The 21,690-nt window shown below is 65.2% G+C and carries 25 protein-coding genes; 9 read left to right on the forward strand and 16 right to left on the reverse strand.

Features of this window, described 5'->3' with window-relative positions; genetic code table 11:
- Positions 1-62: 62 nt before the first annotated feature.
- From SB786_RS19845 to SB786_RS19855, 3 genes are all read right to left on the reverse strand, one after another.
- Positions 63-404, reverse strand: coding sequence for a cupredoxin family copper-binding protein (locus SB786_RS19845; RefSeq protein ID WP_410728937.1), 342 nt, complete (start codon positions 402-404; stop codon positions 63-65).
- Positions 405-427: 23 nt separating this feature from the next.
- Entirely contained in the window at positions 428-1,372 is a 945-nt protein-coding gene (locus tag SB786_RS19850; protein ID WP_410728938.1) for a metallophosphoesterase family protein, read from the reverse strand.
- A 221-nt stretch (positions 1,373-1,593) separates the two neighbouring features.
- Complete coding sequence (locus SB786_RS19855; protein ID WP_410728939.1) at positions 1,594-2,472, reverse strand: MurR/RpiR family transcriptional regulator; 879 nt, start codon at positions 2,470-2,472, stop codon at positions 1,594-1,596.
- 368 nt (positions 2,473-2,840) lie between these two features.
- Between SB786_RS19855 and ggt the strand changes: the two genes are divergently transcribed.
- Positions 2,841-4,592, forward strand: a complete 1,752-nt coding sequence (ggt, locus tag SB786_RS19860; RefSeq protein ID WP_410728940.1) for a gamma-glutamyltransferase — start codon at positions 2,841-2,843, stop codon at positions 4,590-4,592.
- 175 nt (positions 4,593-4,767) lie between these two features.
- Positions 4,768-6,096: a dicarboxylate/amino acid:cation symporter gene (locus SB786_RS19865; protein ID WP_011659127.1), complete on the forward strand. Its 1,329-nt coding sequence runs from the start codon at positions 4,768-4,770 to the stop codon at positions 6,094-6,096.
- Here the strand turns inward: SB786_RS19865 and SB786_RS19870 are convergent.
- Entirely contained in the window at positions 6,093-6,482 is a 390-nt protein-coding gene (locus SB786_RS19870; RefSeq protein ID WP_410728941.1) for a DUF3331 domain-containing protein, read from the reverse strand. The two genes, SB786_RS19865 and SB786_RS19870, sit on opposite strands and share 4 nt — an antisense overlap.
- Positions 6,483-6,513: 31 nt before the next feature.
- Positions 6,514-7,815: an NAD(P)/FAD-dependent oxidoreductase gene (locus SB786_RS19875; protein ID WP_410728942.1), complete on the reverse strand. Its 1,302-nt coding sequence runs from the start codon at positions 7,813-7,815 to the stop codon at positions 6,514-6,516.
- Between the two features lie 149 nt (positions 7,816-7,964).
- Here SB786_RS19875 and SB786_RS19880 point away from each other — a divergent pair, with 149 nt between their 5' ends.
- Complete coding sequence (locus SB786_RS19880) at positions 7,965-8,618, forward strand: TetR/AcrR family transcriptional regulator (RefSeq protein ID WP_410728943.1); 654 nt, start codon at positions 7,965-7,967, stop codon at positions 8,616-8,618.
- 35 nt (positions 8,619-8,653) lie between these two features.
- Here the strand turns inward: SB786_RS19880 and SB786_RS19885 are convergent, their stop codons facing one another.
- Positions 8,654-9,565, reverse strand: a complete 912-nt coding sequence (locus tag SB786_RS19885; RefSeq protein WP_410729031.1) for a LysR family transcriptional regulator — start codon at positions 9,563-9,565, stop codon at positions 8,654-8,656.
- 114 nt (positions 9,566-9,679) lie between these two features.
- Between SB786_RS19885 and SB786_RS19890 the strand changes: the two genes are divergently transcribed.
- A complete protein-coding gene (locus tag SB786_RS19890; protein WP_410728944.1) occupies positions 9,680-10,441 on the forward strand; it encodes an SDR family NAD(P)-dependent oxidoreductase in 762 nt (253 codons plus the stop codon).
- 37 nt (positions 10,442-10,478) lie between these two features.
- Here the strand turns inward: SB786_RS19890 and soxR are convergent, their stop codons facing one another.
- On the reverse strand, positions 10,479-10,955 hold the full coding sequence (soxR, locus tag SB786_RS19895) for a redox-sensitive transcriptional activator SoxR (protein WP_410728945.1): 477 nt from the start codon (positions 10,953-10,955) through the stop codon (positions 10,479-10,481).
- 534 nt (positions 10,956-11,489) lie between these two features.
- Positions 11,490-11,864, reverse strand: a complete 375-nt coding sequence (locus SB786_RS19900) for a hypothetical protein (RefSeq protein ID WP_410728946.1) — start codon at positions 11,862-11,864, stop codon at positions 11,490-11,492.
- A gap of 611 nt (positions 11,865-12,475) precedes the next feature.
- Here SB786_RS19900 and SB786_RS19905 point away from each other — a divergent pair.
- On the forward strand, positions 12,476-13,597 hold the full coding sequence (locus SB786_RS19905) for a porin (protein ID WP_006761844.1): 1,122 nt from the start codon (positions 12,476-12,478) through the stop codon (positions 13,595-13,597).
- 187 nt (positions 13,598-13,784) lie between these two features.
- On the opposite strand, the gene SB786_RS19910 is transcribed toward SB786_RS19905, so the two are convergent.
- Positions 13,785-14,183, reverse strand: a complete 399-nt coding sequence (locus SB786_RS19910; RefSeq protein WP_006761842.1) for a GreA/GreB family elongation factor — start codon at positions 14,181-14,183, stop codon at positions 13,785-13,787.
- A gap of 513 nt (positions 14,184-14,696) precedes the next feature.
- Between SB786_RS19910 and SB786_RS19915 the strand changes: the two genes are divergently transcribed.
- Positions 14,697-15,026: a DUF4148 domain-containing protein gene (locus tag SB786_RS19915; protein ID WP_410728947.1), complete on the forward strand. Its 330-nt coding sequence runs from the start codon at positions 14,697-14,699 to the stop codon at positions 15,024-15,026.
- Between the two features lie 152 nt (positions 15,027-15,178).
- Here SB786_RS19915 and SB786_RS19920 read toward each other — a convergent pair whose 3' ends face one another.
- Positions 15,179-15,640, reverse strand: a complete 462-nt coding sequence (locus SB786_RS19920; protein WP_410728948.1) for a CBS domain-containing protein — start codon at positions 15,638-15,640, stop codon at positions 15,179-15,181.
- A gap of 177 nt (positions 15,641-15,817) precedes the next feature.
- Between SB786_RS19920 and ribA the strand changes: the two genes are divergently transcribed.
- The gene (ribA, locus tag SB786_RS19925) at positions 15,818-16,468 is read left to right on the forward strand and encodes a GTP cyclohydrolase II (protein ID WP_006752576.1); all 651 of its coding nucleotides are present in this window, start codon (positions 15,818-15,820) and stop codon (positions 16,466-16,468) included.
- A 243-nt stretch (positions 16,469-16,711) separates the two neighbouring features.
- Here ribA and SB786_RS19930 read toward each other — a convergent pair whose 3' ends face one another.
- Complete coding sequence (locus SB786_RS19930) at positions 16,712-17,014, reverse strand: HigA family addiction module antitoxin (RefSeq protein WP_410728949.1); 303 nt, start codon at positions 17,012-17,014, stop codon at positions 16,712-16,714.
- 7 nt (positions 17,015-17,021) lie between these two features.
- Entirely contained in the window at positions 17,022-17,300 is a 279-nt protein-coding gene (locus SB786_RS19935) for a type II toxin-antitoxin system RelE/ParE family toxin (RefSeq protein WP_410728950.1), read from the reverse strand.
- A gap of 411 nt (positions 17,301-17,711) precedes the next feature.
- Between SB786_RS19935 and SB786_RS19940 the strand changes: the two genes are divergently transcribed.
- Positions 17,712-18,023 carry a hypothetical protein gene (locus tag SB786_RS19940; protein WP_410728951.1) on the forward strand — a complete coding sequence of 104 codons (312 nt, stop codon included), beginning with the start codon at positions 17,712-17,714 and terminating at the stop codon, positions 18,021-18,023.
- Positions 18,024-18,044: 21 nt separating this feature from the next.
- On the opposite strand, the gene SB786_RS19945 is transcribed toward SB786_RS19940, so the two are convergent.
- The 4 genes from SB786_RS19945 to SB786_RS19960 all read right to left on the reverse strand — a co-directional run bounded on the left by SB786_RS19945 (position 18,045) and on the right by SB786_RS19960 (position 20,871).
- Entirely contained in the window at positions 18,045-18,305 is a 261-nt protein-coding gene (locus SB786_RS19945) for a glyoxalase (RefSeq protein WP_410728952.1), read from the reverse strand.
- 495 nt (positions 18,306-18,800) lie between these two features.
- Entirely contained in the window at positions 18,801-19,562 is a 762-nt protein-coding gene (locus SB786_RS19950) for a hypothetical protein (protein WP_410728953.1), read from the reverse strand.
- Positions 19,563-19,612: 50 nt separating this feature from the next.
- Positions 19,613-20,221: an acyl-homoserine-lactone synthase gene (locus tag SB786_RS19955; protein ID WP_410728954.1), complete on the reverse strand. Its 609-nt coding sequence runs from the start codon at positions 20,219-20,221 to the stop codon at positions 19,613-19,615.
- Between the two features lie 206 nt (positions 20,222-20,427).
- On the reverse strand, positions 20,428-20,871 hold the full coding sequence (locus tag SB786_RS19960; protein ID WP_410728955.1) for a DUF4902 domain-containing protein: 444 nt from the start codon (positions 20,869-20,871) through the stop codon (positions 20,428-20,430).
- 73 nt (positions 20,872-20,944) lie between these two features.
- On the opposite strand from SB786_RS19960, the gene SB786_RS19965 reads away from it, so the two are divergent.
- Positions 20,945-21,664: an autoinducer binding domain-containing protein gene (locus SB786_RS19965; RefSeq protein ID WP_410728956.1), complete on the forward strand. Its 720-nt coding sequence runs from the start codon at positions 20,945-20,947 to the stop codon at positions 21,662-21,664.
- Positions 21,665-21,690: the final 26 nt, after the last annotated feature.

Consider the following 21,690-nt stretch of genomic DNA (forward strand, 5'->3'; position numbering starts at 1 on the left):
GTGTAGGCGATCGACGCGCACCGTCCGTCATGCCGATCGTTGCGCGTGTCGCGGGCGCCGCGTCATTCCACGGTGATGGTCTCCTTCATGTACGGATGAATTCCGCAGAACACCTTGTAGACCCCCGGCTTGTCGAAGCGGAACGAGTAGGTCTCGTCCTGGTCGAGCGCTTTCGAATGGAAGATGCCCGCATCGTTGACGACGGTGTGTGGTTCCGCGTCGAGGTTCTTCCACGTGATCGTCGTGCCGGCCTTGATCGTGGTCGACATCGGCGAAAACATGAAATTGCGGATCGTCACGAGCGGGCCGGCCGGGGTTTGCGCGAACGCGGCGAACGGCGCGCCGGCGGCGGCCGCGCACAGGATCAGCGCGGCCGGCAGCATCGAGGGCTTGAAGAAGGTCATGTCGGTCTCCTTGCGTATCCGGATCAGGCGAGCGTCGTGTCGCGCAGTGACGCTGCCGTGGGATGGCCGGCGAAATCGACGGTCGTCACGCCGAGCATCGCGGGCAGCCGGTCGCGCGGCACCGTGAGCGGCACCGGGCCCGGGCCGTTGCCGGCGGTCGGCTGCGGGAACGCGGTGGAGCGCGCGGTATGGAACGTCACGTTGCCCTCGACCTTCGACACGATCTGGTGGATGTGCCCGTTCAGCACGGTGACCGAGCCGAAGCGGCGCAGCAGCGCCATCGTCTGCGGCGCGTCGCCGGTGCCCCAGCCCCACGGCTCGTAGATGGTCCACATCGGCATGTGCGAGAACACGACGATCGGCGTGCTCGACGACTGCCCCTTCAGATCCTGCGTGAGCCATGCGAGCTGGTCGTCGCCGAAGCTGCCGAGCCCGTTCGGCTTGAAGTGCATCACATTGACGAGCGCGACGAAGTGCACGCCCGCGTGATCGAAGCTGTAGTAGCCGCGGTTGTCCGACGCCTTGCCGAACCGGCTGAAATATTCGGCGCCCGAACCGTCGGTCACGTCGTGTTCGCCGGGCACCGTGTGCAGTTCCGGCACGCGCAGCGCGGACAGCAGCTGCGACGCGTGGTCGAATTCCTCCGCTTTGGACAAGTGCGTGATGTCGCCGGTATGGATCGCGAGCGCGGGCGCGGTCGGCATCCCGTTGACGAGGTCGATGGTCTGCCGCAGCGTGGCCGCGACGTCGGGATTCGCGTCCTTGTTGAAGCCGATGTGCGTGTCGCTGATCTGTACGAACAGCGGCCGGCCCGCGTTCGCGGGGACGGCGGCGCCGCTTTGCGCGAGCGCGAGATCGAACGGCGTCAGGATGCCGCCCGACAGCGTGAACAGCGTGCCGAGGCCGCCGAACGCCATGCATTGCAGGGCCTTGCGGCGCGACGGGCGGGTAGGGGTCGATGAAGACATGGGAGCCTCGCAATCGTATGACGTAAGCGGACGGCCGGAGCGTCCTGGAATAAGCCGGCGCATTCGCATGCCATACCGGCGCGGCGACGGATTTATTCCAGCGGGTTACGGGGCGGCACGGGGTGCTTGCGGCGTTCGAAACGCAAGAGCGCAAGCATCGGTGCGAAAGGCAATTGCCTGAGGAGCGGGTAAGTCGCTCACGCCTGAATGGCGATAAGTTGTCACTCCGGCAAATCCCACTGATTCGCATCCCGCTCGACCCCACCCGTACTCAGCCGCTCGATTTTCTCCATCCGCTGCCGCGCCAGTTCGGGAAGCCGGTTCGTCACGCCGATCACCAGCGCTTCGGCGAGCGCGAGCGCGGGCACGTTCGTCTGCAGCATCGCGAACGGGCGTCCCTGGATCCGCAGCACGATCTCGGCGAACGCGCTGATCGGCGAGCGCCATTCGTCGGTAATCAACAGCACCCTGACGCCGAGCCGGTGCGCAGCCTGTGCGAACCGGATGCTGTCCTTCTGATAGCGGCGAAAATCGAAAATGACGAGCACGTCGGCGGGCCCCATGTCCGTCAGCGTGACCGACGCGAGATTCACGTTCGGCTCGATGTACTGCACATGCGGGCGCGCATACGCAAGCGTGAAGGAAAACAGCGACGCGAGCGGCGCGGTGTAACGCCCGCCGCCGCAGAACACGCGAAAATCCGGATCGGCCAGCAGCGTCACCGCTTCGTCGAACGCCGCCGCGTCGAGCTCCTCGATCGTCGTGGCGAGCGCTTGCGAGAGCCGCTGGAAGATCGCCGAATTGCTGTCGCGCATCCCCGATTCCGAGTGGAACGCATCCATCCGCGCAAGCGGCGAATTCATCGCGGTGTCGATCTCGTCGTGCAACGCCTGCTGGAACGACGAGTAGTTCGGAAAGCCGATCCGCACGACGAAGCGAAACACGGTCGGGTCGCTGACTTCGGCTTGCTTCGCGAAGCTCGCGATCGGCCCGAGACCGAGGCTCGGATAGCGATCCAGCAGCGCGTGCGCGACCTTCTGTTCCGACGGCGTGAAGCTATCCATCTGGGATAGCAGCAACGCCCTGATGCTTGTCCCCATCGGGCACTCCGGCTTGCTCGTATCTGAATGACAAACGGCAGACCTGTGTCTGCCGACGATTCCATGCATGTTAGCCCAACGACAGCCTGCGGGCCGTGTGCGACCGTAGATTAGAGGGACGCATCGCACGCGCCTTTAATCATTTCACATGTGTAATAAAACCAACATTCCGACTCACCGCAGAGCGCGTGATTCAGCGAAATGGTTCAGTGATAACCCTAGTATTTTGGATAAAAACGACGGTGATATGATCGCGGCCTCGCTGGAATGTACTGTTCATTACATGCCGCATGAGTAGCGTGGGCCAGGCCTTGGGGGCCGGTCGCGCGTCACGGCATGGCCCGGTTATTCGTCTGGAGGATTCCGTCATGAGGCGGCTCGTCGTACTCACCCTGTTGTCGGCCATGACCGCGTGCGCGCTCGCCGCTTCGGAACCCGCCGTGGAAGCGAAGAACGGCATGGTCGTGTCGTCGCAGCATTTCGCGTCGCAGATCGGCGTCGACATCCTGAAGAAAGGCGGCAACGCGGTGGATGCCGCCGTGGCGGTCGGCTACGCGCAGGCGGTGACCAATCCGTGCTGCGGCAACATCGGCGGCGGCGGCTTCATGACCGTGCACCTGGCCGATGGCCGCGACCGGTTCATCAATTTCCGCGAGACGGCGCCGGCCGCGGCATCGGCGAACATGTATCTCGATGCGAACGGCAACGTCATTCCGGACGACAGCCTGTACGGCTATCGCGCGGTCGGCGTACCGGGCACGGTCGCCGGTCTCGACCTTGCGCAGCGCAAGTACGGCAAGCTGACGCGCAAGCAGGTGATGGACCCGGCAATCCGGCTCGCGCGCGACGGCTTCGTGCTGACGCGCGGCGACACGGACATCCTCGACACGACGATCGAGCGCTTCAAGAAGGATCCGGAAGCCGCGCGCATCTTCCTGCGCCCGGACGGCACGCCGCTGCAGCCGGGCGATCGCCTGGTGCAGAAGGACCTGGCGCGCACGCTCGAGCGCATCGCGGAGCAGGGCCCCGAGGCGTTCTATCACGGCGAGATCCCGAAGATCGTCGAGGCGGCCGCGAAACGCGGCGGCGGCCTGATCACGGCAGCGGATTTCGCATCGTATCGCGCGCAGGACGTCGCGCCGCTGACCTGTACGTATCGCGGCTACGAATTCGTGTCGGCGCCGCCGCCGAGTTCGGGCGGCGTGACGATGTGCGAGACGCTGAACGTCCTCGAAGGCTATGACCTGCGCAAGATGGGCTACCAGTCGGCGTCGGTGGTCCACTACATGACCGAGGCGATGCGCCATGCATACGAGGATCGCAACACGCTGCTGGGCGACCCGGACTTCATCGACAATCCCGTCGCGAAGCTGACGAGCAAGGCGTATGCGGCCGAGATCCGCAAGCAGATCAGCGGCGAGACGGCGACGGCGTCGGTCGACGTGCAGCCGGGCGTCGGCGTGCACGAGAAGCCGGAGACGACCCACTATTCGATCATCGACCACGACGGCAACGCGGTGTCGACCACGTACACCGTCAACGGCCGCTTCGGCGCCGTGGTGATCGCGCCGGGCACGGGCTTCTTTCTGAACGACGAGATGGACGACTTCACCGTGAAGGTTGGCGCACAGAACCTGTTCGGCCTCGTGCAGGGCACGCGCAACTCGATTGCACCGGGCAAGCGCCCGCTGTCGTCGATGGCGCCGACGATCGTCAAGAAGGACGGCAAGGTGTTCATGGTGGTCGGTTCGCCGGGCGGCTCGCGCATCATCACGATCACGCTGCAGACCGTGCTGAACGTGATCGACTACGGGATGACGCCGCAGGATGCGGTCGGTGCGCCGCGCGTCCATCATCAATGGCTGCCGGACCAGGTCTATTACGAGACTCGCGGCCTGTCGCCCGACACGCTCGCGATCCTGCACAAGATGGGCTACAAGATGGTCGAGCAGACGCCGTGGGGCGCCGCCGAGCTGATCATGGTCGGCCTGCCGGGCACCGAAGCGGCGAGCCACCAGAGTTCCGGTAACGACTCGTCGGTCTCCGGCAACGTGCGCGTCGGCTACATCTACGGCGTCAACGATCCGCGCCGCCCGGCCGGATCGGCGATCGGCTACTGATCGGGTCCTGACCGATCCGAGTTGATCGCATCACGCTGAACGGTTGCAACCGGCGTTCGCCATCGCGCGAGCGCCGGGGCAGCGACAGGGCGCACGACCGGCCCGCAACGCGCACGGTGGCACGGCACCGGCGCGGCGTTTTCTTCCATTCCTGCACCGTGCGACGAGTACCGTTATGAACAAACGAATGTCCGCGGCAGTCTGGATCCTGCTCGCAATGGCGGCCGGCATCTTCATCGGCTACATGATCTACACGCAGTTTCCGGACAAGCAGTCCGCGACGGAAATCGCCGGCTACATCTCGCTCGTGTCCGACGTGTTCCTGCGGCTGATCAAGATGGTGATCGGTCCGCTGGTGTTCTCGACGCTCGTCGTCGGCATCGCGCACATGGGCGACGCATCGTCGGTGGGGCGCGTGTTCGTGAAGGCGTTCGGCTGGTTCGTCACCGCATCGCTGATCTCGCTGCTGCTCGGGTTGCTGATGGCGAACCTGCTGCGCCCCGGGGAAAACCTCGGCCTCCCGCTGCCTGACGTCGGCGCATCCGCGCATCTCGCGACGTCCAAGTTCACGCTGAAGGATTTCGTCAGTCACATGGTGCCGAAGTCGATCGCCGAGGCGATGGCGAACAACGAGATTCTGCAGATCGTCGTGTTCTCGATGTTCTTCGGCGTCGCGCTGTCGGCGCTCGGCGAGCGCGGCAAGATTCTCGTCGCGGCGATCGACCAGCTGGCGCACGTGATGCTGAAGATCACCGGCTACGTGATGAAGCTCGCGCCGCTCGCGGTGCTGGCCGCGATGGCGTCGACCGTCGCGATCAACGGGCTGTCGATCCTGCTGAAGTTCGCGGTGTTCATGGGCGACTTCTACGTGAGCCTGTTCCTGCTGTGGAGCACGCTCGTGGCTGCCGGCCTGCTGTTCCTCGGCCGTCGCGTGTTCAAGCTGCTGGCGCTGATCAAGGAAGCGTTCATGCTGTCGTTCGCAACCGCCAGCTCCGAAGCCGCGTACCCGAAGATCCTCGACGCGCTCGACCGGTTCGGCGTGCGGCGCAAGATCTCGAGCTTCGTGATGCCGATGGGCTATTCGTTCAACCTCGACGGCTCGATGATGTACTGCACGTTCGCGTCGCTGTTCATCGCGCAGGCGTACAACATCCACCTGTCGCTCGGCACGCAGATCACGATGCTGCTGGTGCTGATGCTGACGTCGAAGGGGATGGCCGGCGTGCCGCGCGCATCGCTCGTCGTGATCGCGGCCACACTGCACCAGTTCGACATTCCGGAAGCGGGGCTGCTGCTGATCCTCGGCGTCGACACGTTCCTCGACATGGGCCGCTCGGCCACCAATGCGGTGGGCAACTCGATCGCGAGCGCCGTGGTCGCGAAGTGGGAAGGCGAGCTGATGTCGGAGTCCGAAGCGAAGGCGCATGCCGCGCATCTCGACGCGGAACTGGAGCGGCAGAACGGCGATCCGGCCTATGGCGCCGGTCGGGCGACGTCCGCTTAAGCGGCGTACGCGTCGTCGAGAGACGCCGCCAGCACCATCGCGGCGGCGTTGCCCGGCGCCGAGCCGAGCAGTTGTGGCGCATAGACGCTGTCGCCGGGCGCGATCGGCCGCCCCGACAGCGCGCAGACGCCGCGCTTGCGCGTCGTGAACAGCCGCCACTTCTGGTAACCGTAGTGGCCGGTGCACGCGTCGCGCCACGAAATCATCACGGTGTCGGCGGTGGGCCGCTCGAGCACGCTGATCGTCGGCTGGCTCGTCGCGTCCCACGACGGCAAGCGGTCGCGCGTGACGCTGCGCCGGCGCGGCCCGGCCCATGAGACGGACGGCATGTCGAAGCTGCCGATCGCGGCGACGGTCCTGAGCCAGGCGGCTGCACTGTTGCTCATGTCTGCTTTCCTCGAAACGTTACACAATGTGTCAAGACAGGCGGATGCGCGGCTGCACGCAGCCGTTGATCCGTTCGGCGATCCACAGCAGCGTCGCCTTGGAGAATCCGTGCAGCGCCTGCTGGTGTCGCCGGTACAGCATCAGATGGCTGAACTGGGCGAAACGCCCCTGAATGAAGCCGCCGCGGAAGAACCCGAATTGCCCGAGCGTGCCGAATGCGTCGTAGTCGCTGATCGACACGAGCGCGCCGAAATCGTGGAACGCGAACGGCGGCAACGGCTTGCCGTCGAGCCACGCGGGCAGGTGTTTCGCGAGATGCTCGGCCTGCTGGGCCGCTACCTGCGCGGTCGGCGGCAGCGGCCGCTCCTGGCCGTCGGGTTGCAGGCTCGCGCAATCGCCGATCGCGAACACGTGTTCGTCGGCCGTGGCCTGCAACGTGGGCCCGACCATGATCTGGTTCGCACGGTTCGTATCGAGCCCGCCCAGCGCCTGCATGAAATCGGACGCCTTCACGCCGGCCGCCCACACCATCAAATCCGCTTCGGCAAACGAACCGTCTCCATAGTGGAAGCCGTTCGAATCGGCCGACGTGACGCGCGTCGACGTCAGCACGTGAATGCCGATCTGTTCGAGCCGGCGCTGCGCGGACGCGGAAATCCTCGGCGGAAACGCGGCGAGGATGCGCGGGCCGCTTTCCAGCAGCGTCAACTGCAGCCGCTCGCGCACCGTCGCATCGCCATACGCCTGCGCGACTTCCAGCAGCCGGCTCAGCTCCGCTGCCAGCTCCACGCCCGTCGCGCCCGCACCGACGATCGCGACGCGAAACGGCTCGTCGCGCGCGACGCTGCGGAACACGCGCATCCGCAGCGCTTCGTTGAAGGTTTCGGCCTGCTGCTGGCTGTCGATGAAGTGGCAGTGCTCGCGCACGCCCGGCACGCCGAAGTCGTTGGCCTGGCTGCCGAGCGCGAGGATCAGCACGTCGTATTCGAGCTCGCGTGCGTCGAGCAGGAGTTCGCCTTCCGGCGAGCGGATCTCGCGGAGCTGCACGCGGCGGCGCGCGCGATCGAGCCCCTTCAGTTCGCCGGGCTGGTATGTGTAGCCGTGGTCGCGCGCGTGGGCGAGGAAGATCACCTGCTGTTGCTGCACGTCGCGCGTGCCGGCCGCGATCGTATGCAGCATCGGCTTCCACACGTGGGTCGGGCTGCGGTCGATGACGGTGACCTGCGCGCGCCCGCTACGGCCGAGGCGTTCGCCGAGGCGGGTCGCCAGCTGCAAGCCGGCGATTCCGCCGCCGACGATGACGATGCGGGCAGGGGAAGTAGGGGTTGTCATGGATAAATCATCACGTGATGAATAAGGTATGATCCTAGCGCTTCCCGGCTTCGCGTGTCAACGGAGCGGGGCAGGCGGCCCGGCTCCGGCGACGCGAAATCGGGGCATGAAAACGGGCATTCGAATTAATCAACGGGAGCAAGGAAAACGTGGCTGAAGTCACTGAGTGCGCGCCATCGAAGCGGCGTACGCGCGGGCGGCCCCTGGCGCGCGCGTCCGTCGGTCCGGACGTGATATTGCGAGCCGCGCGCCGCACGTTCGCGAAGCGCGGCTACGATGCGACGAGCGTGCGCGAAGTCGCGCGCGAGCTGGGCATCGACGCGGCGCTGATCGCCCATCATTTCGGCACGAAGGAAACGCTGTGGCTGGCGGTCGTCGAGCAGATCGCCGAGCTGGCCGAGCCGATGTTCGATGCGTTGCGCGCGCTGCGCACGTCGTCATTGCCGCATCGCGAGCGCATGCGGCGCGCGATCGAGCTGTGCGTCGATCACGAATTCGACGAGCCGGACATCGGCATGTTCTTCTCGACCGCTGCGACCGAGGAGGGCGCGCGGCTCGACAGGCTGCGCGAGCAGATCGTGCGTCCGTATCACGACGCGATGTTTCCGCTGGTGGCGGAGGCCGTCGACGCCGGCGCGATCCGTCCGGTCGATCCGGTTGTGCTGTTCTTCATGATCGCGAGCGCGATCGGCACGACGGTGTCGTATAGCCACCTGATTCTGGAGTTCACGTCGTTGCCCACGCGGCGGGATGCGTTCCGGCAGGCCGTGCTCGACGTCGCGCTCCACATCCTGCTCGACTGAGCGCCGTGCGCGGCACGCGCGCGATTACGTCGCCGTCACGTCGCAGCCGCCAGCCTCAACGTGCCGACCGCGTGCCGCGCGGTGTCGCGCAGCGCGTCGACGAGCGGCGACGGCGTCCGGTACGCGATCGCCAGTTCGTACGCGAGCGGGCCGCCCGCGTCCGTCAGTTCGCAGAACGTAATGCCTTGCGGCTGCATCGGCACGAACAGGCGCGGCATCAGCGCGACACCAATGCCGCCCGCGACGAGTCCGGCCGTCGTCTGCATCTGGCGCGGCTGCTGGACCACCCGTGGCGCGAAGCCGGCCTGCGCGCACGCCGTCACGATCCGCGCGTGCATGCCGGGCCCGTGATGCGCGGCAAACAGCACCCACGGTTCGTCCGCCAGTTCGGCCAGCGCGATACGGCGGCGGCGCGCGAGCCGGTGGCCGTCGGGCAGCGCGGCGACCATCCGGTCGCGCAGCAGCGGCTCGACATGCACGTCGGCGGCATCGGCCACCGGCAGCACGACGAGGCCGACGTCCGTGCGGTCCTGCCGTAGCGCGAGCACCTGCTCGGCGGTCGTGCCTTCTTCCAGCTGGAAATCGACGTCCGGATGCCGTTCCTGGAACGCGCGGAGGATCAGCGGTAGCAGTGCGTTGACCGTGCTGTCCACGAACCGCAGCCGCAGCGTGCCGCCCAGGCCTGCGCCGACGCGTCGCGCCACGGCGATCGCGCGCTCGGCCTGCTCGAGCGCGCGGCGCGCTTCGAGCAGGAATGCATCGCCGGCCGGCGTGAGCGTCGTGCCGCGGTTGTCGCGTTCGAACAGGGCGACGCCCAGCTCGTCCTCGAGCTTGCGGATGGCCGCGCTGAGCGGCGGCTGCGCCATGTGCAGGCGCTCGGCGGCGCGCCGGAAGCTGAGCGTTTCGGCGACGGCAATGAATTGCCGGAACTGGCGCAAGTCGATCATTGCGATACCTTTCGCGTATCGGACGGTCATCGAATTCGTATTTTACCTATCGCCCTCCATTGTCCAGACTGCCAATGTCATCAATCGTCAACACCGACGCAAGGAGGGCAGGTCATGACAGGCAGCGAACGGCAACGTACGGCGATAGTCACGGGCGGGTCGAGCGGAATCGGCTTCGCGATCGCGAGCCGGCTGGTGGGGGACGGGTATCGCGTCGCGATCGTCGGGCGCGACGCGGGGCGCCTGGAGGCGGCCGTCGCCCGGCTCGGCCACACGGCGATCGGGCAGGCGGCCGACCTGAGCGTGCGGCGCGACGCGGCGTCGGCGGTCGCGGCGATCGTCGCGCGGTGGCCGCGCATCGACGTGCTAGTCAACAACGCCGGGCCGACGGGGCGGGTTGGCGCTGACACCGAAGCGGGCGACGCCGAAACCGTATGGGATGCCGTCCTCGCTGCGAACCTCAAAAGCACATTCATCACGACGCTGGCCGTGCTGCCGCATCTGGCCGAGCGCGCCGCGCGGATCGTGAACATCGGGTCGATCGCGGCGCGCGCCGGCAGCCTCCTGCCGGGCGGCCTCGCGTACGCGGCGGCCAAGGCGGGCGTCGAAGGGTTTACCGTCGCGCTGGCGCGCGAGCTCGGGCCGCGCGGCGTCACGGTCAATACAGTCGCGCCCGGCTATATCGCCGATACGCGCTTGTTCGGCGATGCCGGCGTCGCACCGGCCATCGCGGCGACGATCCGCGAGCAGACGCCGGTCGGCCGCGCCGGCCATCCGGACGATATCGCGGACGCGGTCGCGTGGCTCGCGGGGCCGCGCGCAGGATTCGTCACCGGCGCGACCATCGCGGTGAACGGCGGCTGGCGGGTCGGGTGACGCGGAACGGTGCCGCGCGTCGCGCCGGCCGCGTGCGTCAGTCGAGATCGGGCGGCGTATCGCCGAGCCAGCGCCGCGCGCCGGGTCCGTTGCGCCCTGCGCGATCCTGAGGATTGGTCAACTTGCAGCGCTTCAGCGACAGGCAGCCGCAGCCGATGCATTCATCGAGGTCGATGTAGAGCCGCTGCAGCTCCTCGATCCGGTTCGCGACGCGCTGCTTCCAGCCGCGCGACAGCCGCTGCCAATCCTTGTTGGTCGGCGCGGTGTCTTCCGGCAGGCTCACGAGCTGCTCGGCGATCTCGTCGAGCGAGTAGCCGATCTTCTGCGCGAACACGATGAAGGCGATCAGCCGCAGCACCGCGCGCGAATAATGGCGATGGCTCGAGCCGTTGCGGTGCGACTTGATCAACCCGCGCATCTCGTAGAAGCGAAGCGTGGACGCCGGCACGCCGCTGCGCGCGGCCACTTCGCGGATCGACATCAGCGGCCATTGCGGGATTTCGTCGATACCCATGACGCCCTCCGGGAAAGCTTGACTTGAAGTTAACTTCAACTTTTATGCTGCGCGGCAGTTTAACCCGTCGCGGGGCATCATGCTCCCCTTATCCCTACGCAGGACGTCGCCTTTGGGCGGCCTGCGCACTGCTGCTGGCGTTGTCGGGCTGCTGTATTTCGGGATCCTGACTGTGTATCGGAAGCGGAAGGCGTGTACCGCCGCGCGCGGCCGTTCCTCGTGCACGGTGGCAAGCGGGCGGCGCGCGATGTCGGCACCTCGGTGATACAGGCGAAAGGGTACCGAGCGCCGCACCGCGTGTCGGCCGCGGTGCGCGTTGTTATGAAGGGGAGAACCTTTGCTTGGCGATCGCGGCTTGACGCGCGCGATCCACCGCGATCGGGGCAGATGCGATTGACTCCCGCCCAGGGCCGGTTCGGGTGCCGATTCGCCGCCTCGCACGGCGGCACGCCGTCCTGCCGTCCTGCCGTCGAACGGCGCCGGGTCGTTGGCCGTACGGCGTTGCGCCGACCGACAGCCGGCGCGGGCGACCGCCTATCGCCAGGTGCCGTCGACGTAGATCCACACAGGCCCCTGGCGCCGCCAATAGCCGGGCACCCACCGGCGCCCCGGGCGCCGCGCGACCCAGCGGCCGGATACCCATATATAGTGGCCGCGCTGCCAGCGCCAGTAGCCGTCGGTCCAGACATAGCCGTGCGGCCGCGGCGGCGGCGGCCGGCGATCGTGCCGCGGTGCCGGCGGCGCGAAGCCCGGGCGATCGGGATAAGGCGGCCTGCCAGGCCCGTGGTTCGGTCCGGACGGCCGGTATCCCGGCGGTGCGGGCTGAGCCGAGGCGGTACGCAGCCCGCCGCCGGTGGCCGCGAGTGCGACGGTCAGTCCGACGGCGCGCAACAACGAGCGTCGATTCATGGCGGGTCCTCTTATATGTAATAGGGTCCGCCTTACATTAGCCTCCCCGGACCCCTAGCCGGGTTACGCGGGCCGTTAAGGCTGTTACCGCATGTCACGATGGGCGGCTGGTCGTCCGCTGGTGCCGGGCAATCTCCCGTTGCAGCCGCCGCCGACGGCGCATGGGGCCAGCAACGGCCGCGCGGATGTGTGTTTACCGTTTGATCGCTGGGTTTTAGACGGCGCGGCCCGGGTATTTGAGATTGATTTGGGTAAAAATTACCGATTTCGGGCGGTTTACCGATTCCGCTTGTTGTTTCTATGCAACCGTCAAGACGCTGACATGAAGGAATGGTGGGATGGAAGGGGCCAAAAAACGGCCGTCAAGAAGTCATAAAAATAAGTTAAAACAAATACTTATAACTCGTCCCCACTTTCATTATTTCTAGTTCTGGAAAAGCTTATTTCTTTATTTGCAGATCGCGCCCCTAGGGTACACCCCTAAACTCACGGTTCCCAAACGGGCAACTATCCGGGCGCCGCCAGCAGGACCGATGGCGCTCCCGGGCGGTTGCAGACCGTTTATGAACAAGGTCGCGAGACCTGCCTCTTTTTAGAAGGGAGCTCCACGAATGAACAAGACTCTGATCGTTGCAGCAGCTGCAGCATCGTTTGCTACCGTCGCTCACGCGCAAAGCAGCGTCACGCTGTACGGCGTGCTGGACGCAGGCATCACCTACACGAGCAACGTCCAGCCGGCACTCGGCCAAGCTGGCAAGTCGCGTTGGGCGATGGGTTCGGGCATTGACCAGAGCCGTTTCGGCCTGCGTGGCTCGGAAGACCTGGGTGGCGGCCTGAAGGCAATCTTCACGTTGGAAAGCGGCTTCAACATCGGTAACGGCAAGTTCGCGAACGGCAACGGCGGCATGTTCAACCGTCAAGCTTTCGTCGGCCTGTCGAGCCAGTACGGCACGGTCACGCTGGGTAAGCAGTATGACGCAACGCAAGACTACCTGGCGCCGCTGACGGCAACGGGCTCGTGGGGCGGCACGTACTTCGCGCACCCGCTGAACCTCGACCGTCTGAGCACGAACGGCGATGTCGCACAGAACAACACGGTCAAGTTCACGAGCGCGAACTACGCTGGCCTGCAATTCGGCGGCACGTACTCGTTCTCGAACAACACGAACTTCGGCAACAACCGTGCGTACAGCGCAGGCGTTGCATACCAGTTCCAAGGCCTGAAGCTGGCGGGTGCATACTCGCAAGCGAACCTGGGTGACGGTACGAACGCAAACGGCGCAACGTCGTCGGCAATCGGTGGCATCGCCAGCCAAGGCCGCGTCCGCACGTACGGTGCTGCTGCTGGTTACGCATTCGGCCCGGCACAAGTCGGCGCTGCATGGACGCAAGCGCGTCTCGACAACAATGCAGTCGCTCTGGGCACGCTGCGCACCGACAACTACGAAGTCAACGCAAAGTACAACCTGACGCCGGCTCTCGGCCTGGGTGCTGCTTACACGTACACGAACGCGAAGATCAACAACGGCAGCACGCACTGGAACCAGTTCGGCCTGCAAGCTGACTACTCGCTGTCGAAGCGCACCGACGTCTACGCACAAGCTGTGTACCAGCGCGCTGCGAAGAACGGCATTGGCGCATCGATCTACAACGGCGACAGCTTCAGCAACAACCTGCCGAGCTCGTCGATCAACCAAACCGCAGCAACGGTTGGTCTGCGTCACCGTTTCTAAGCGTGACGGCTGGGTAACCAGCTTCGCAGTATCGAAAAAGGCGCCTTCGGGCGCCTTTTTTTCGCCTGTCGAATACGGCGACGCAGGTCGCGACGACGGTGCGTATCGTCCGGACGCAAAAAAACGAGGCTCAGGGCCTCGCTTTTTGTTTGGGATGGCCGAGGTACGCCGCCGGCCAGCAGCGGCGTCAGCGCGTGTATTCGCCGTTGGCTTCCGGCTGGAACACGATCGCCGCGACCTTCATCAGCTTTTCGACGCCGCTCGGCTGCAGCACCTTCACCAGTTGACCGCGTTGCGTGCCCAGCAGCGCCATGCCGACCGGCGAGAATACGTTCAGGCGTCCGAGTTCGAGATTGGCGGCATCCGGATAAACAATCGTCCAGGTGGTCTGTTCCTGGGACGCTTCGTCGAGCAGCGTGATTTGCGAGTTCATCGTGACGACGTTCGCCTTGATGGCGTCGGGCTGGACGATGTCCGCGCGCTCGAGCAGCGTGTCAAGCATCGCCTGGAAGCGCGGGTTGTGTTCGGCGTGCTTCTCGAGGCGAGCGACGTCGACTTCGCTCAGCTGGTAAAGGCGTTGTTTCATGGCAGTTCTCCAAATGATCGGCAGGGGGCAGGCGTGGCGTGCCTATGGGGATCGCCCGGAGCCTGTCTGACCTGGCTCCGGGAGGAGACCGTGCCGTCAGATCAGGCGCCGGGCAGGGGCGAGCGGTGCCTGGGCCGTGCGTCGAAGGCAGGGGGGCGCCGGATGACCGGCGCGCATGCACACGCCGGCGGGGCCGGACGGCGAAACCGAAAGAGGCGTGGGCGCGTGCATGGTGGATAAGGTACTGGCGTGTGAATAAAGCCTTACGATTCTACAACACAACCTTCCGGATCGGCGATTGGGCTGTCGGCCTTCCGTCAGGTATTGTTGTCGAAATGCGTTAAGTGAGGGCGATGCGGTGACGCGACGGCGATGGATATTTTCCAAAAATGCAACGCTGTATGTTCAAACCAAGGGTTTCCCCTTGGTATCGCGAGCACTACACTGGATCCATCGCTTCAGACAGTCCTGCCGGGAGCGACGCCAAAAGAGAACATATTTCGGAGGTTAATCATGAAGTCGATCATCTACGCAGCGATCGCTGCATCCGTCCTTGCCGCCCCGATTGCATCGTTCGCACAGTCCGAGCAGGGCTTGACCCGTGAGCAGGTCCGGGCCGACCTCGTGCAACTCGAACAGCACGGCTACAAGCCGATCGCGAGCGATTCGCAATATCCGCAGGACATCCAGGCCGCGGAACAACGGATTCAGCCGAACCAGCCGATGCTCGCCCAAGCCGATACGAGCGGCTACGGTGCTGCGGCGATGAGCGCAGGCCAGTCGGGCCGCCGCGTCACGCGTGAAGCCCCGAATCCCGTGAACTCCGTCTACTTCGGCAACTGAATATCCCGGGTCTGCCCGAACAAAGCATGTGACCGAGGGGACGCGCGCCGCTAGCGCGCGTCTGCGTCAAGCAGAGCAGAACCTCCGTCGCCGCATTCCGGCGGCTTTCCCGCCCAGACGCTCGCGCGTTTGGGCCTTTTTCGCTGGGGGGATCAGACGGACGTGACCGCCGGGGTGCCGTGGATATAGTGTTCCAGCTGGCTGATCGTGAATTGCTGGTCGGCAATTACGCTCTTCACGAGGTCACCGATCGAGATCAGGCCGATCAGCTTGCCGCCGTCGAGAACGGGCAGGTGGCGCATCCGGTGTTCGGTCATCAGCGCCATGCACTCGTCGGTGGATTGCGACGGTTCGACGTAGCGCACCTTGGCCGTCATGATTTCCTCGACGCGGGTGGCTTTCGACGAACGCTCCTGCAGCACGACCTTGCGCGCGTAGTCGCGCTCGGTAACGATGCCGACGATGTCGTCACCGTCGACGACCAGCAGTGCGCCGATTCCCTTTTCGGCCATCAGCTTGATGGCGTCATAGACGAAATCGGTTTTCGTGACGGTGTAGATCGTGCGGCCGGAATCCGGCTTGGCCTTGAGAATTTGCGCGACAGTCGTGCTCATTTGCTTTCTCCGTGTGCGGGACGATGCAGGGAAGGCAGGGCGTGATGCGCGGCACCCGAGGGGCCCAGTATAGCCGGGCCGACTGAGGCAGTCGCGTGACGTTTCCAGATTAGCGGTAAACTCCGGTCACGCACTATCCACACAACTCCTACATTCCTGATCGTTTCGACTCAATTCATGATGTCTTCGCGTCCCCAATCGCCCACGCCGGGCAATGGCCAGGCCGACGAGTGCGTGACGCTCGTCGCCACCGCCTCGCTGCCCACGCGCTACGGTACGTTCACGTCGTACGCTTTCCGCGTATCGGGCAGCGATGCCGAACATCTCGCGCTCGTGATGGGTGACGTCACCGGCGAGCAGTCCGTGCTGGCGCGGCTGCATTCCGAGTGCCTGACGGGCGACGTGTTCGGCTCCTACCGCTGCGATTGCGGCGAGCAGCTCGATCTCGCGCTGCGCTACATCGCGGCGGAAGACCGCGGCGTGCTGCTGTATCTGCGCGGCCACGAAGGGCGGGGCATCGGCCTGAGCAACAAGATCCGCGCATACGCGCTGCAGGAGCAGGGGCGCGATACCGTCGAGGCCAATCTCGACCTCGGCCTGCCCGACGACGCCCGCGAATACGACTCGGCCGCCGCGATCCTGCGCATCCTCGGCGTGACGTCGGTGCGCCTGATGAGCAACAACCCGAAGAAGTTCGACACGCTCGTGAAGCACGGCATTCCCGTCTGCGAACGCGTGGCGCTCGCGGTGCCGATGCGCGAGGAAAACGAGCGCTATATCCGGACCAAGCAGGTGAAATTCGGGCATTACTTCGAAGAGAACGAATAGTTCGCCGGACATTCGGGTGAACGCCGGCGATCTTTTCCTAGATCGTTGAAAAATAAGGATACCGGCGTAGGTTTTTCCTTCTTGCGAGAGAACCTATGCTCCGGCGCTTGCTGAACGAGCTGCGCGGACGAGACGGAAGCCCGAACAGCGAGCGCGGCCACATCTTGCGGCCCGCCTTACGGAAACTCGGTGTCCCATCTGCAACCAGGACGGACTGGCGATTTTCGCATCGATGCCTGTGCCTCAAGCCGCGAGGTGGACTCGCTCGACGTGCGGCACACCTTTCTGGCGAGCTTGCCAAAGATCGTAGGCCGCTTGTTGGGCAATCCACAAGTCGGCACGCCCGCCATTTTCGATGCCCAGCCATTGCTCGAGGCGTAATGCCATTTCGGGCGAGATTGCAGCATGACCATTCAGCACGCGCGACAGAGCCGAGCGGGTCACGCCAAGCTGCTCGGCTGCTTCCGTGACCGTGAGCCCAAGTTCGGGCAATACGTCTTCGCGCAACGTTTCGCCGGGGTACGGCGGATTGAAGATTCGAGTCATGATTGCCTCAGTGATAGTCTTGGTAGTCCACCAGAATCGCATCCATGTCTTCAAAGGTGAACGTCATGCGCCAGTTGCCATTGACTCTCACCGAATAGTGGCCGGCAAGATCCTGCGCCAGGGAATGCAGCCGCCAGCCTGGTACGTTCATGTCCTCGGGGCCGCTCGCTAAGTCCAGGCGGGCCAACTGGCGACGCAGCTTGTCGGCATGATCTGGCCGGATGCCTTTCTTGGAGCCCGCCTCGAAGAAAACCTGGAGGCCCTTGTGTCGGAAGGACTTGATCATCTGTGTAGTGTAACGCAACGCTACACAGATGATCAAGCGCCGGCTACTCGAAGCTGGAGTGCGCGGGCTCTTGGCTCCGTCTTTGTCCCCAATTTAGGAATTCGGCGTAGATTTTGGCGTAACTTTCGCGAAACAGTCTTGCTGGACAAGGCCCCGTCACTACTTCGAAGAAAACGAGTAAGCGCGTTCGACGCGCGGGCGCCCGAACGGACGCCGCGTGCGCATTCGGCGAACGCCGGGCGGGGCGATGCGTCCCGCTGCATTCATTTCACGTCGCCGGTGCTTGTGACCGTCGACGCTTCTTGCCGGTACGGACGACGATCACGATTGCCTCACCCCTTCGCGTTGCATTCGGGCTCGTTACTGCGCTATCGAAATCGAGCGCGTGCGGTCTGACGCATCCCGTGCACTGTGTACGTCCCGATCACGTTGATCGTGCCATCGGAGATCGAAACCGAACGTTTGACGTTGCGCCGCCGGCGCTCGGACGGTGCAGGCCCGCTGGTGGCAATGCATTCAGATCCCGACGTGACTGCATGGCTCGCGCGCGGCCCGAGCTCGGTTGCCGATGCACGAGCAACCATCGCACGCTTCGAAGCGCATTCCGACGCACGCGATCTCGGTGATCATCTCGCGTCGCCCCAACGCCATGCGCTGCGACCGCATGTGATATTTGTCGCATGCGCGATGACTGTTCGTCCCGGCGGCGATCTCAGTGCGTAACGGTTCTGGCATGCCTGCCCGTCAACGCCATCCCGAGTTCTGCAGGACGATCCGGTAACCATCGGGGTCCTCGAACGTCTGTCCGGATCCATCCCAATACGGATTGAACGACACCACGCGCATGAAGTCGTGCGCGGCTGCGCATGCGCATGCGACTTCCCAGGCAGCGTGGTCAGGCAGATAGAAGACGATCAGGTCTTCGGGCGTGGGCGAAGGTGCGACCGGATGCGCCGGATAGTGCGTGAATTCGAAGTGGTAGTCGAGCCCTTCGCGTCCGGGCATGACGCCGGAGAAACCGTCGTGATTGTCGAAGCGCGAGTACCGACAATTCGAACGCCGCGCGGTACATGCGCTCGGTTCGGGCGAGATCGGCGACGGGGCGGGCGATGCGCAGCTGGGCGTGCATGACGACGTCGGCTGTGCGTGACGGTTCGCCGATGATAAGCCGCCTGGCCACGGTGAATGTGCCGGAAGCGCGGAGTTTTGATATGTCCCCGCTAAACCACGCAGGCAAGAAAAAGCCCGCTACTGGAGCGGGCTGAATCCATGTTTGGAGACATGGAGGAGACAGATGCAACTTTAAGGGAAAACCCGAGGGATGGCAAGCCCTAGTTGTAATTGTGCAACGCAGCGCTGCCGGCCTTTCCTGGCAAGGGCAGGGCACCGCGTACCGCGACCCTTCGGGAGATCGGGCATTCTGCCGTGTCCTGCCCCGGAATATTCGCCATTCGCCCACCGACCGTCGCGCATCCCGGGGCCGCCGTCACTCTCACATGCTCACATCCCGCCTGCCCGCGCGTGCGCGGCGAATGCGCCGAACCGCTCCTGCGCAACCGGCACCGCGTACTTGTCGCGCATTTCCATCTCGATCCACGCGCAGGCCTCGCGCGCGCAGTCGGTCAGCGCGTGCCGCGTCGCGTGTCCATCGATGTCGTAGAGGAAGCGCACGCCCACCCCGTCGTCGGCGACCTGCCGCTGCAACTGGTTGAGCTGCAGTTGCGGCCCGTGCCGCTGCGACAGCGCGCGCAGCTCGTCGAAGTGATATTCGAGCCAGTCGGCGAAGAACAGCGCATCGCTGTGGCTGCGCAGACGGAACGCCGCGCTGCGCGACGGACGCTGCGCGGCGTCGCCGGCGGCCTGCGGCTCGCCGTTCGGTGCGACGGCCGCATCGACGGGCGCGAGCGGCTGCCGGATCTGCCGGTACGGTGCGCGTTCGCGGAGCGCGTGCCACAGCAGTTCGTCGCTGGCGGCACCGGACGGCTGCATCGTGAGGTCGTGCCGGCCGTCGTCGGCCGCGGCGATGTCGCGGATCACGAGGCGCAGGGAGCAGAGCGGCTCGTCGGCGACCAGCAGCGTCGCCGCGCGCGGCAGCCCGCACACGAGCGGCGCGGCGCCGGCAGCCCGGAACACGAGGCCGCGGCGATCGAGCCGCACGAGCGGCAGCGGCCGCGGAAACGACGGGTAGGCGACTGCGATGCGGGCGCCGCCGGCACCCGTCAAGCCGGGCATCATCGCGCGAAAGACCTGAGACTGGTCCAAGGTGGTTCTCCTTCGTTACGATGCCGCGGCCGGACTACGCGCGTTCCGGCTCAGGCGGCGATGGCTTGCCGGGCGGCCCGTCCCGGCTCGATTCCAAGTGCAGCAAACGTTTGCGGATCGATGTCGATCCAGCACGCGACAACCAGACGACCATCCACCTGCTTGGGCGGCCCTGCCCGGTGCGCGTGCACGCCGATCCGGCGGAACAGCCGCTCCACACTCGCGAACGTCACGCCGATCAGCTGCCGCGCGCCGAGCTGCGCCGCGCATTCGACGACCGCGGCCAGCATCGGGCGGACGGCCCACTCGGCATTGCCCGGACCGCCTTCGTCGCCGGTCGCCGCGAACCGCGACAGCTCCCAGACGGCAGCCGATTGCGGCAGCGCGACGTCTTCGGCGATCAGGTCGGCGAACAACGACTTCAGCAGGTACGGGCGGGTGGTCGGCAACAGGCGCGCACATCCGCACACGTCGCCGCCGGCGTTTCTCGCGAACACGTAGACGGTATCGTCGCGATCGAACTGATCGCGCTCGAAACTCTCGTTCGCCGACGGAAGCGCCCAACCGAGCTGTTCGACGAATACACGGCGCCGATAGCGCCCTAAATCCGCTGCAAGTTCGTGCGGCAACCGCCCTTCCTCGTGAACGAAGGTTCGCATGGTGTCCTCGGATTGGTCTTTGTATGCACGCATTACAGCGCGCGTCACGAGGAGGCGGTAACTGGTAACTCTTACAGGTAGACGTGCGCCGAGGCGATTTGACCGGTGGTAACGGTTTCTTGATCGGCGGGATTGAAATACGGGCGGCTTTTGCTTATAAAGAGCGCCAGTCTTGCGGAAATGTCAGAGGAAAGTGTGGCCGATTGTCACTGGAGCGTGGGGCCGGCATGATAGGTGTCGTTGCGACCGAGCAGCGCCGATGCGACCGCGGCGGGCCAGTCGATGCCTGCCAGCCGCGCGGCGAGCGCGGCGGCGGTGCGGAACATGCCGAGATCGGCGCCGCTGGCATCGACTGCCATGATGTTGCTGCGGACGTCGCCCCCCGCGATCACGAACATGCCCGTTGCACGTTCGAGATACCAGTCCCAGCCGACCGTCAGATACGCGACGCCGGCACTGGCCGGGCGGTGCCATTCGGTGTAGCCGGCCAGGCGCGCGTCGATGGCGCTGTCGCGCAGTTCCGCGAGCAGCGATGCATCGAAGTCGCTGGCGACATGGTCGAGCGCGAGCGCGGCCAGTGCGTTTTCGGACAGCCGTACGTAGCCGTCCGGAGACGGGCCGCGGACCGGATGCAACAAAGGTGAAGTCATGCGCGGAATGTATCAGCCCCGAACCGGCGCTGGCACCTGACAGGTATGACAGCGTGACGTTGTCGGAGAAATAATGGAATTACGCTGGCAGGATGCCTACCAACAATTCAGTGCCGCGGAAGACGAGCAGCAGCTCTTCCAGCGGATCGCTGCCTATTCTAAACGCCTCGGCTTCGAATATTGCTGTTACGGCATTCGCGTGCCGCTGCCCGTGTCGAAGCCGGCCGTCGCGATCTTCAACACCTATCCGGACGGCTGGATGGCGCGCTACCAGGCGCAGAACTACATCGAGATCGATTCGACGGTTCGCGATGGCGCGTTGAGCACCAACATGATCGTGTGGCCGGACGTCGACCGGATCGACCCGTGCCCGTTGTGGCAGGACGCGCGCGACTACGGGCTGTCGGTGGGCGTTGCGCAGTCGAGCTGGGCGGCGCGCGGCGCGTTCGGGCTGCTGAGCATCGCACGTCATGCGGACCGGCTCACGCCGGCCGAGATCAACATGCTGACGCTGCAGACGAACTGGCTCGCGAACCTGTCGCATTCGCTGATGAGCCGCTTCATGGTGCCGAAGCTGTCGCCCGAGTCGAGCGTCACGCTGACCGCGCGCGAGCGCGAGGTGCTGTGCTGGACGGCCGAAGGCAAGACCGCGTGCGAGATCGGCCAGATCCTCAGCATCTCGGAGCGCACGGTCAACTTCCACGTGAACAACATCCTCGAGAAGCTCGGCGCGACGAACAAGGTCCAGGCGGTCGTCAAGGCGATCGCGGCCGGACTCATCGAAACCCCCTGACGCGGCACCGGCGGCGGGGCGATCGC

The organism is Burkholderia sp. SIMBA_062 (assembly GCF_046534765.1).
GTDB lineage: Bacteria > Pseudomonadota > Gammaproteobacteria > Burkholderiales > Burkholderiaceae > Burkholderia > Burkholderia ambifaria.

Bases quoted from the DNA above. Each gene is read 5' to 3' on its own strand.
- SB786_RS19845 (WP_410728937.1), bottom strand. From the start codon at position 404: ATGACCTTCTTCAAGCCCTCGATGCTGCCGGCCGCGCTGATCCTGTGC.
- SB786_RS19850 (WP_410728938.1), bottom strand. From the start codon at position 1,372: ATGTCTTCATCGACCCCTACCCGCCCGTCGCGCCGCAAGGCCCTGCAA.
- SB786_RS19855 (WP_410728939.1), bottom strand. From the start codon at position 2,472: ATGGGGACAAGCATCAGGGCGTTGCTGCTATCCCAGATGGATAGCTTC.
- ggt (WP_410728940.1), top strand. From the start codon at position 2,841: ATGAGGCGGCTCGTCGTACTCACCCTGTTGTCGGCCATGACCGCGTGC.
- SB786_RS19865 (WP_011659127.1), top strand. From the start codon at position 4,768: ATGAACAAACGAATGTCCGCGGCAGTCTGGATCCTGCTCGCAATGGCG.
- SB786_RS19870 (WP_410728941.1), bottom strand. From the start codon at position 6,482: ATGAGCAACAGTGCAGCCGCCTGGCTCAGGACCGTCGCCGCGATCGGC.
- SB786_RS19875 (WP_410728942.1), bottom strand. From the start codon at position 7,815: ATGACAACCCCTACTTCCCCTGCCCGCATCGTCATCGTCGGCGGCGGA.
- SB786_RS19885 (WP_410729031.1), bottom strand. From the start codon at position 9,565: ATGATCGACTTGCGCCAGTTCCGGCAATTCATTGCCGTCGCCGAAACG.
- SB786_RS19890 (WP_410728944.1), top strand. From the start codon at position 9,680: ATGACAGGCAGCGAACGGCAACGTACGGCGATAGTCACGGGCGGGTCG.
- soxR (WP_410728945.1), bottom strand. From the start codon at position 10,955: ATGGGTATCGACGAAATCCCGCAATGGCCGCTGATGTCGATCCGCGAA.
- SB786_RS19900 (WP_410728946.1), bottom strand. From the start codon at position 11,864: ATGAATCGACGCTCGTTGTTGCGCGCCGTCGGACTGACCGTCGCACTC.
- SB786_RS19905 (WP_006761844.1), top strand. From the start codon at position 12,476: ATGAACAAGACTCTGATCGTTGCAGCAGCTGCAGCATCGTTTGCTACC.
- SB786_RS19910 (WP_006761842.1), bottom strand. From the start codon at position 14,183: ATGAAACAACGCCTTTACCAGCTGAGCGAAGTCGACGTCGCTCGCCTC.
- SB786_RS19915 (WP_410728947.1), top strand. From the start codon at position 14,697: ATGAAGTCGATCATCTACGCAGCGATCGCTGCATCCGTCCTTGCCGCC.
- SB786_RS19920 (WP_410728948.1), bottom strand. From the start codon at position 15,640: ATGAGCACGACTGTCGCGCAAATTCTCAAGGCCAAGCCGGATTCCGGC.
- ribA (WP_006752576.1), top strand. From the start codon at position 15,818: ATGATGTCTTCGCGTCCCCAATCGCCCACGCCGGGCAATGGCCAGGCC.
- SB786_RS19930 (WP_410728949.1), bottom strand. From the start codon at position 17,014: ATGACTCGAATCTTCAATCCGCCGTACCCCGGCGAAACGTTGCGCGAA.
- SB786_RS19935 (WP_410728950.1), bottom strand. From the start codon at position 17,300: ATGATCAAGTCCTTCCGACACAAGGGCCTCCAGGTTTTCTTCGAGGCG.
- SB786_RS19945 (WP_410728952.1), bottom strand. From the start codon at position 18,305: ATGCCCGGACGCGAAGGGCTCGACTACCACTTCGAATTCACGCACTAT.
- SB786_RS19955 (WP_410728954.1), bottom strand. From the start codon at position 20,221: ATGCGAACCTTCGTTCACGAGGAAGGGCGGTTGCCGCACGAACTTGCA.
- SB786_RS19960 (WP_410728955.1), bottom strand. From the start codon at position 20,871: ATGACTTCACCTTTGTTGCATCCGGTCCGCGGCCCGTCTCCGGACGGC.
- SB786_RS19965 (WP_410728956.1), top strand. From the start codon at position 20,945: ATGGAATTACGCTGGCAGGATGCCTACCAACAATTCAGTGCCGCGGAA.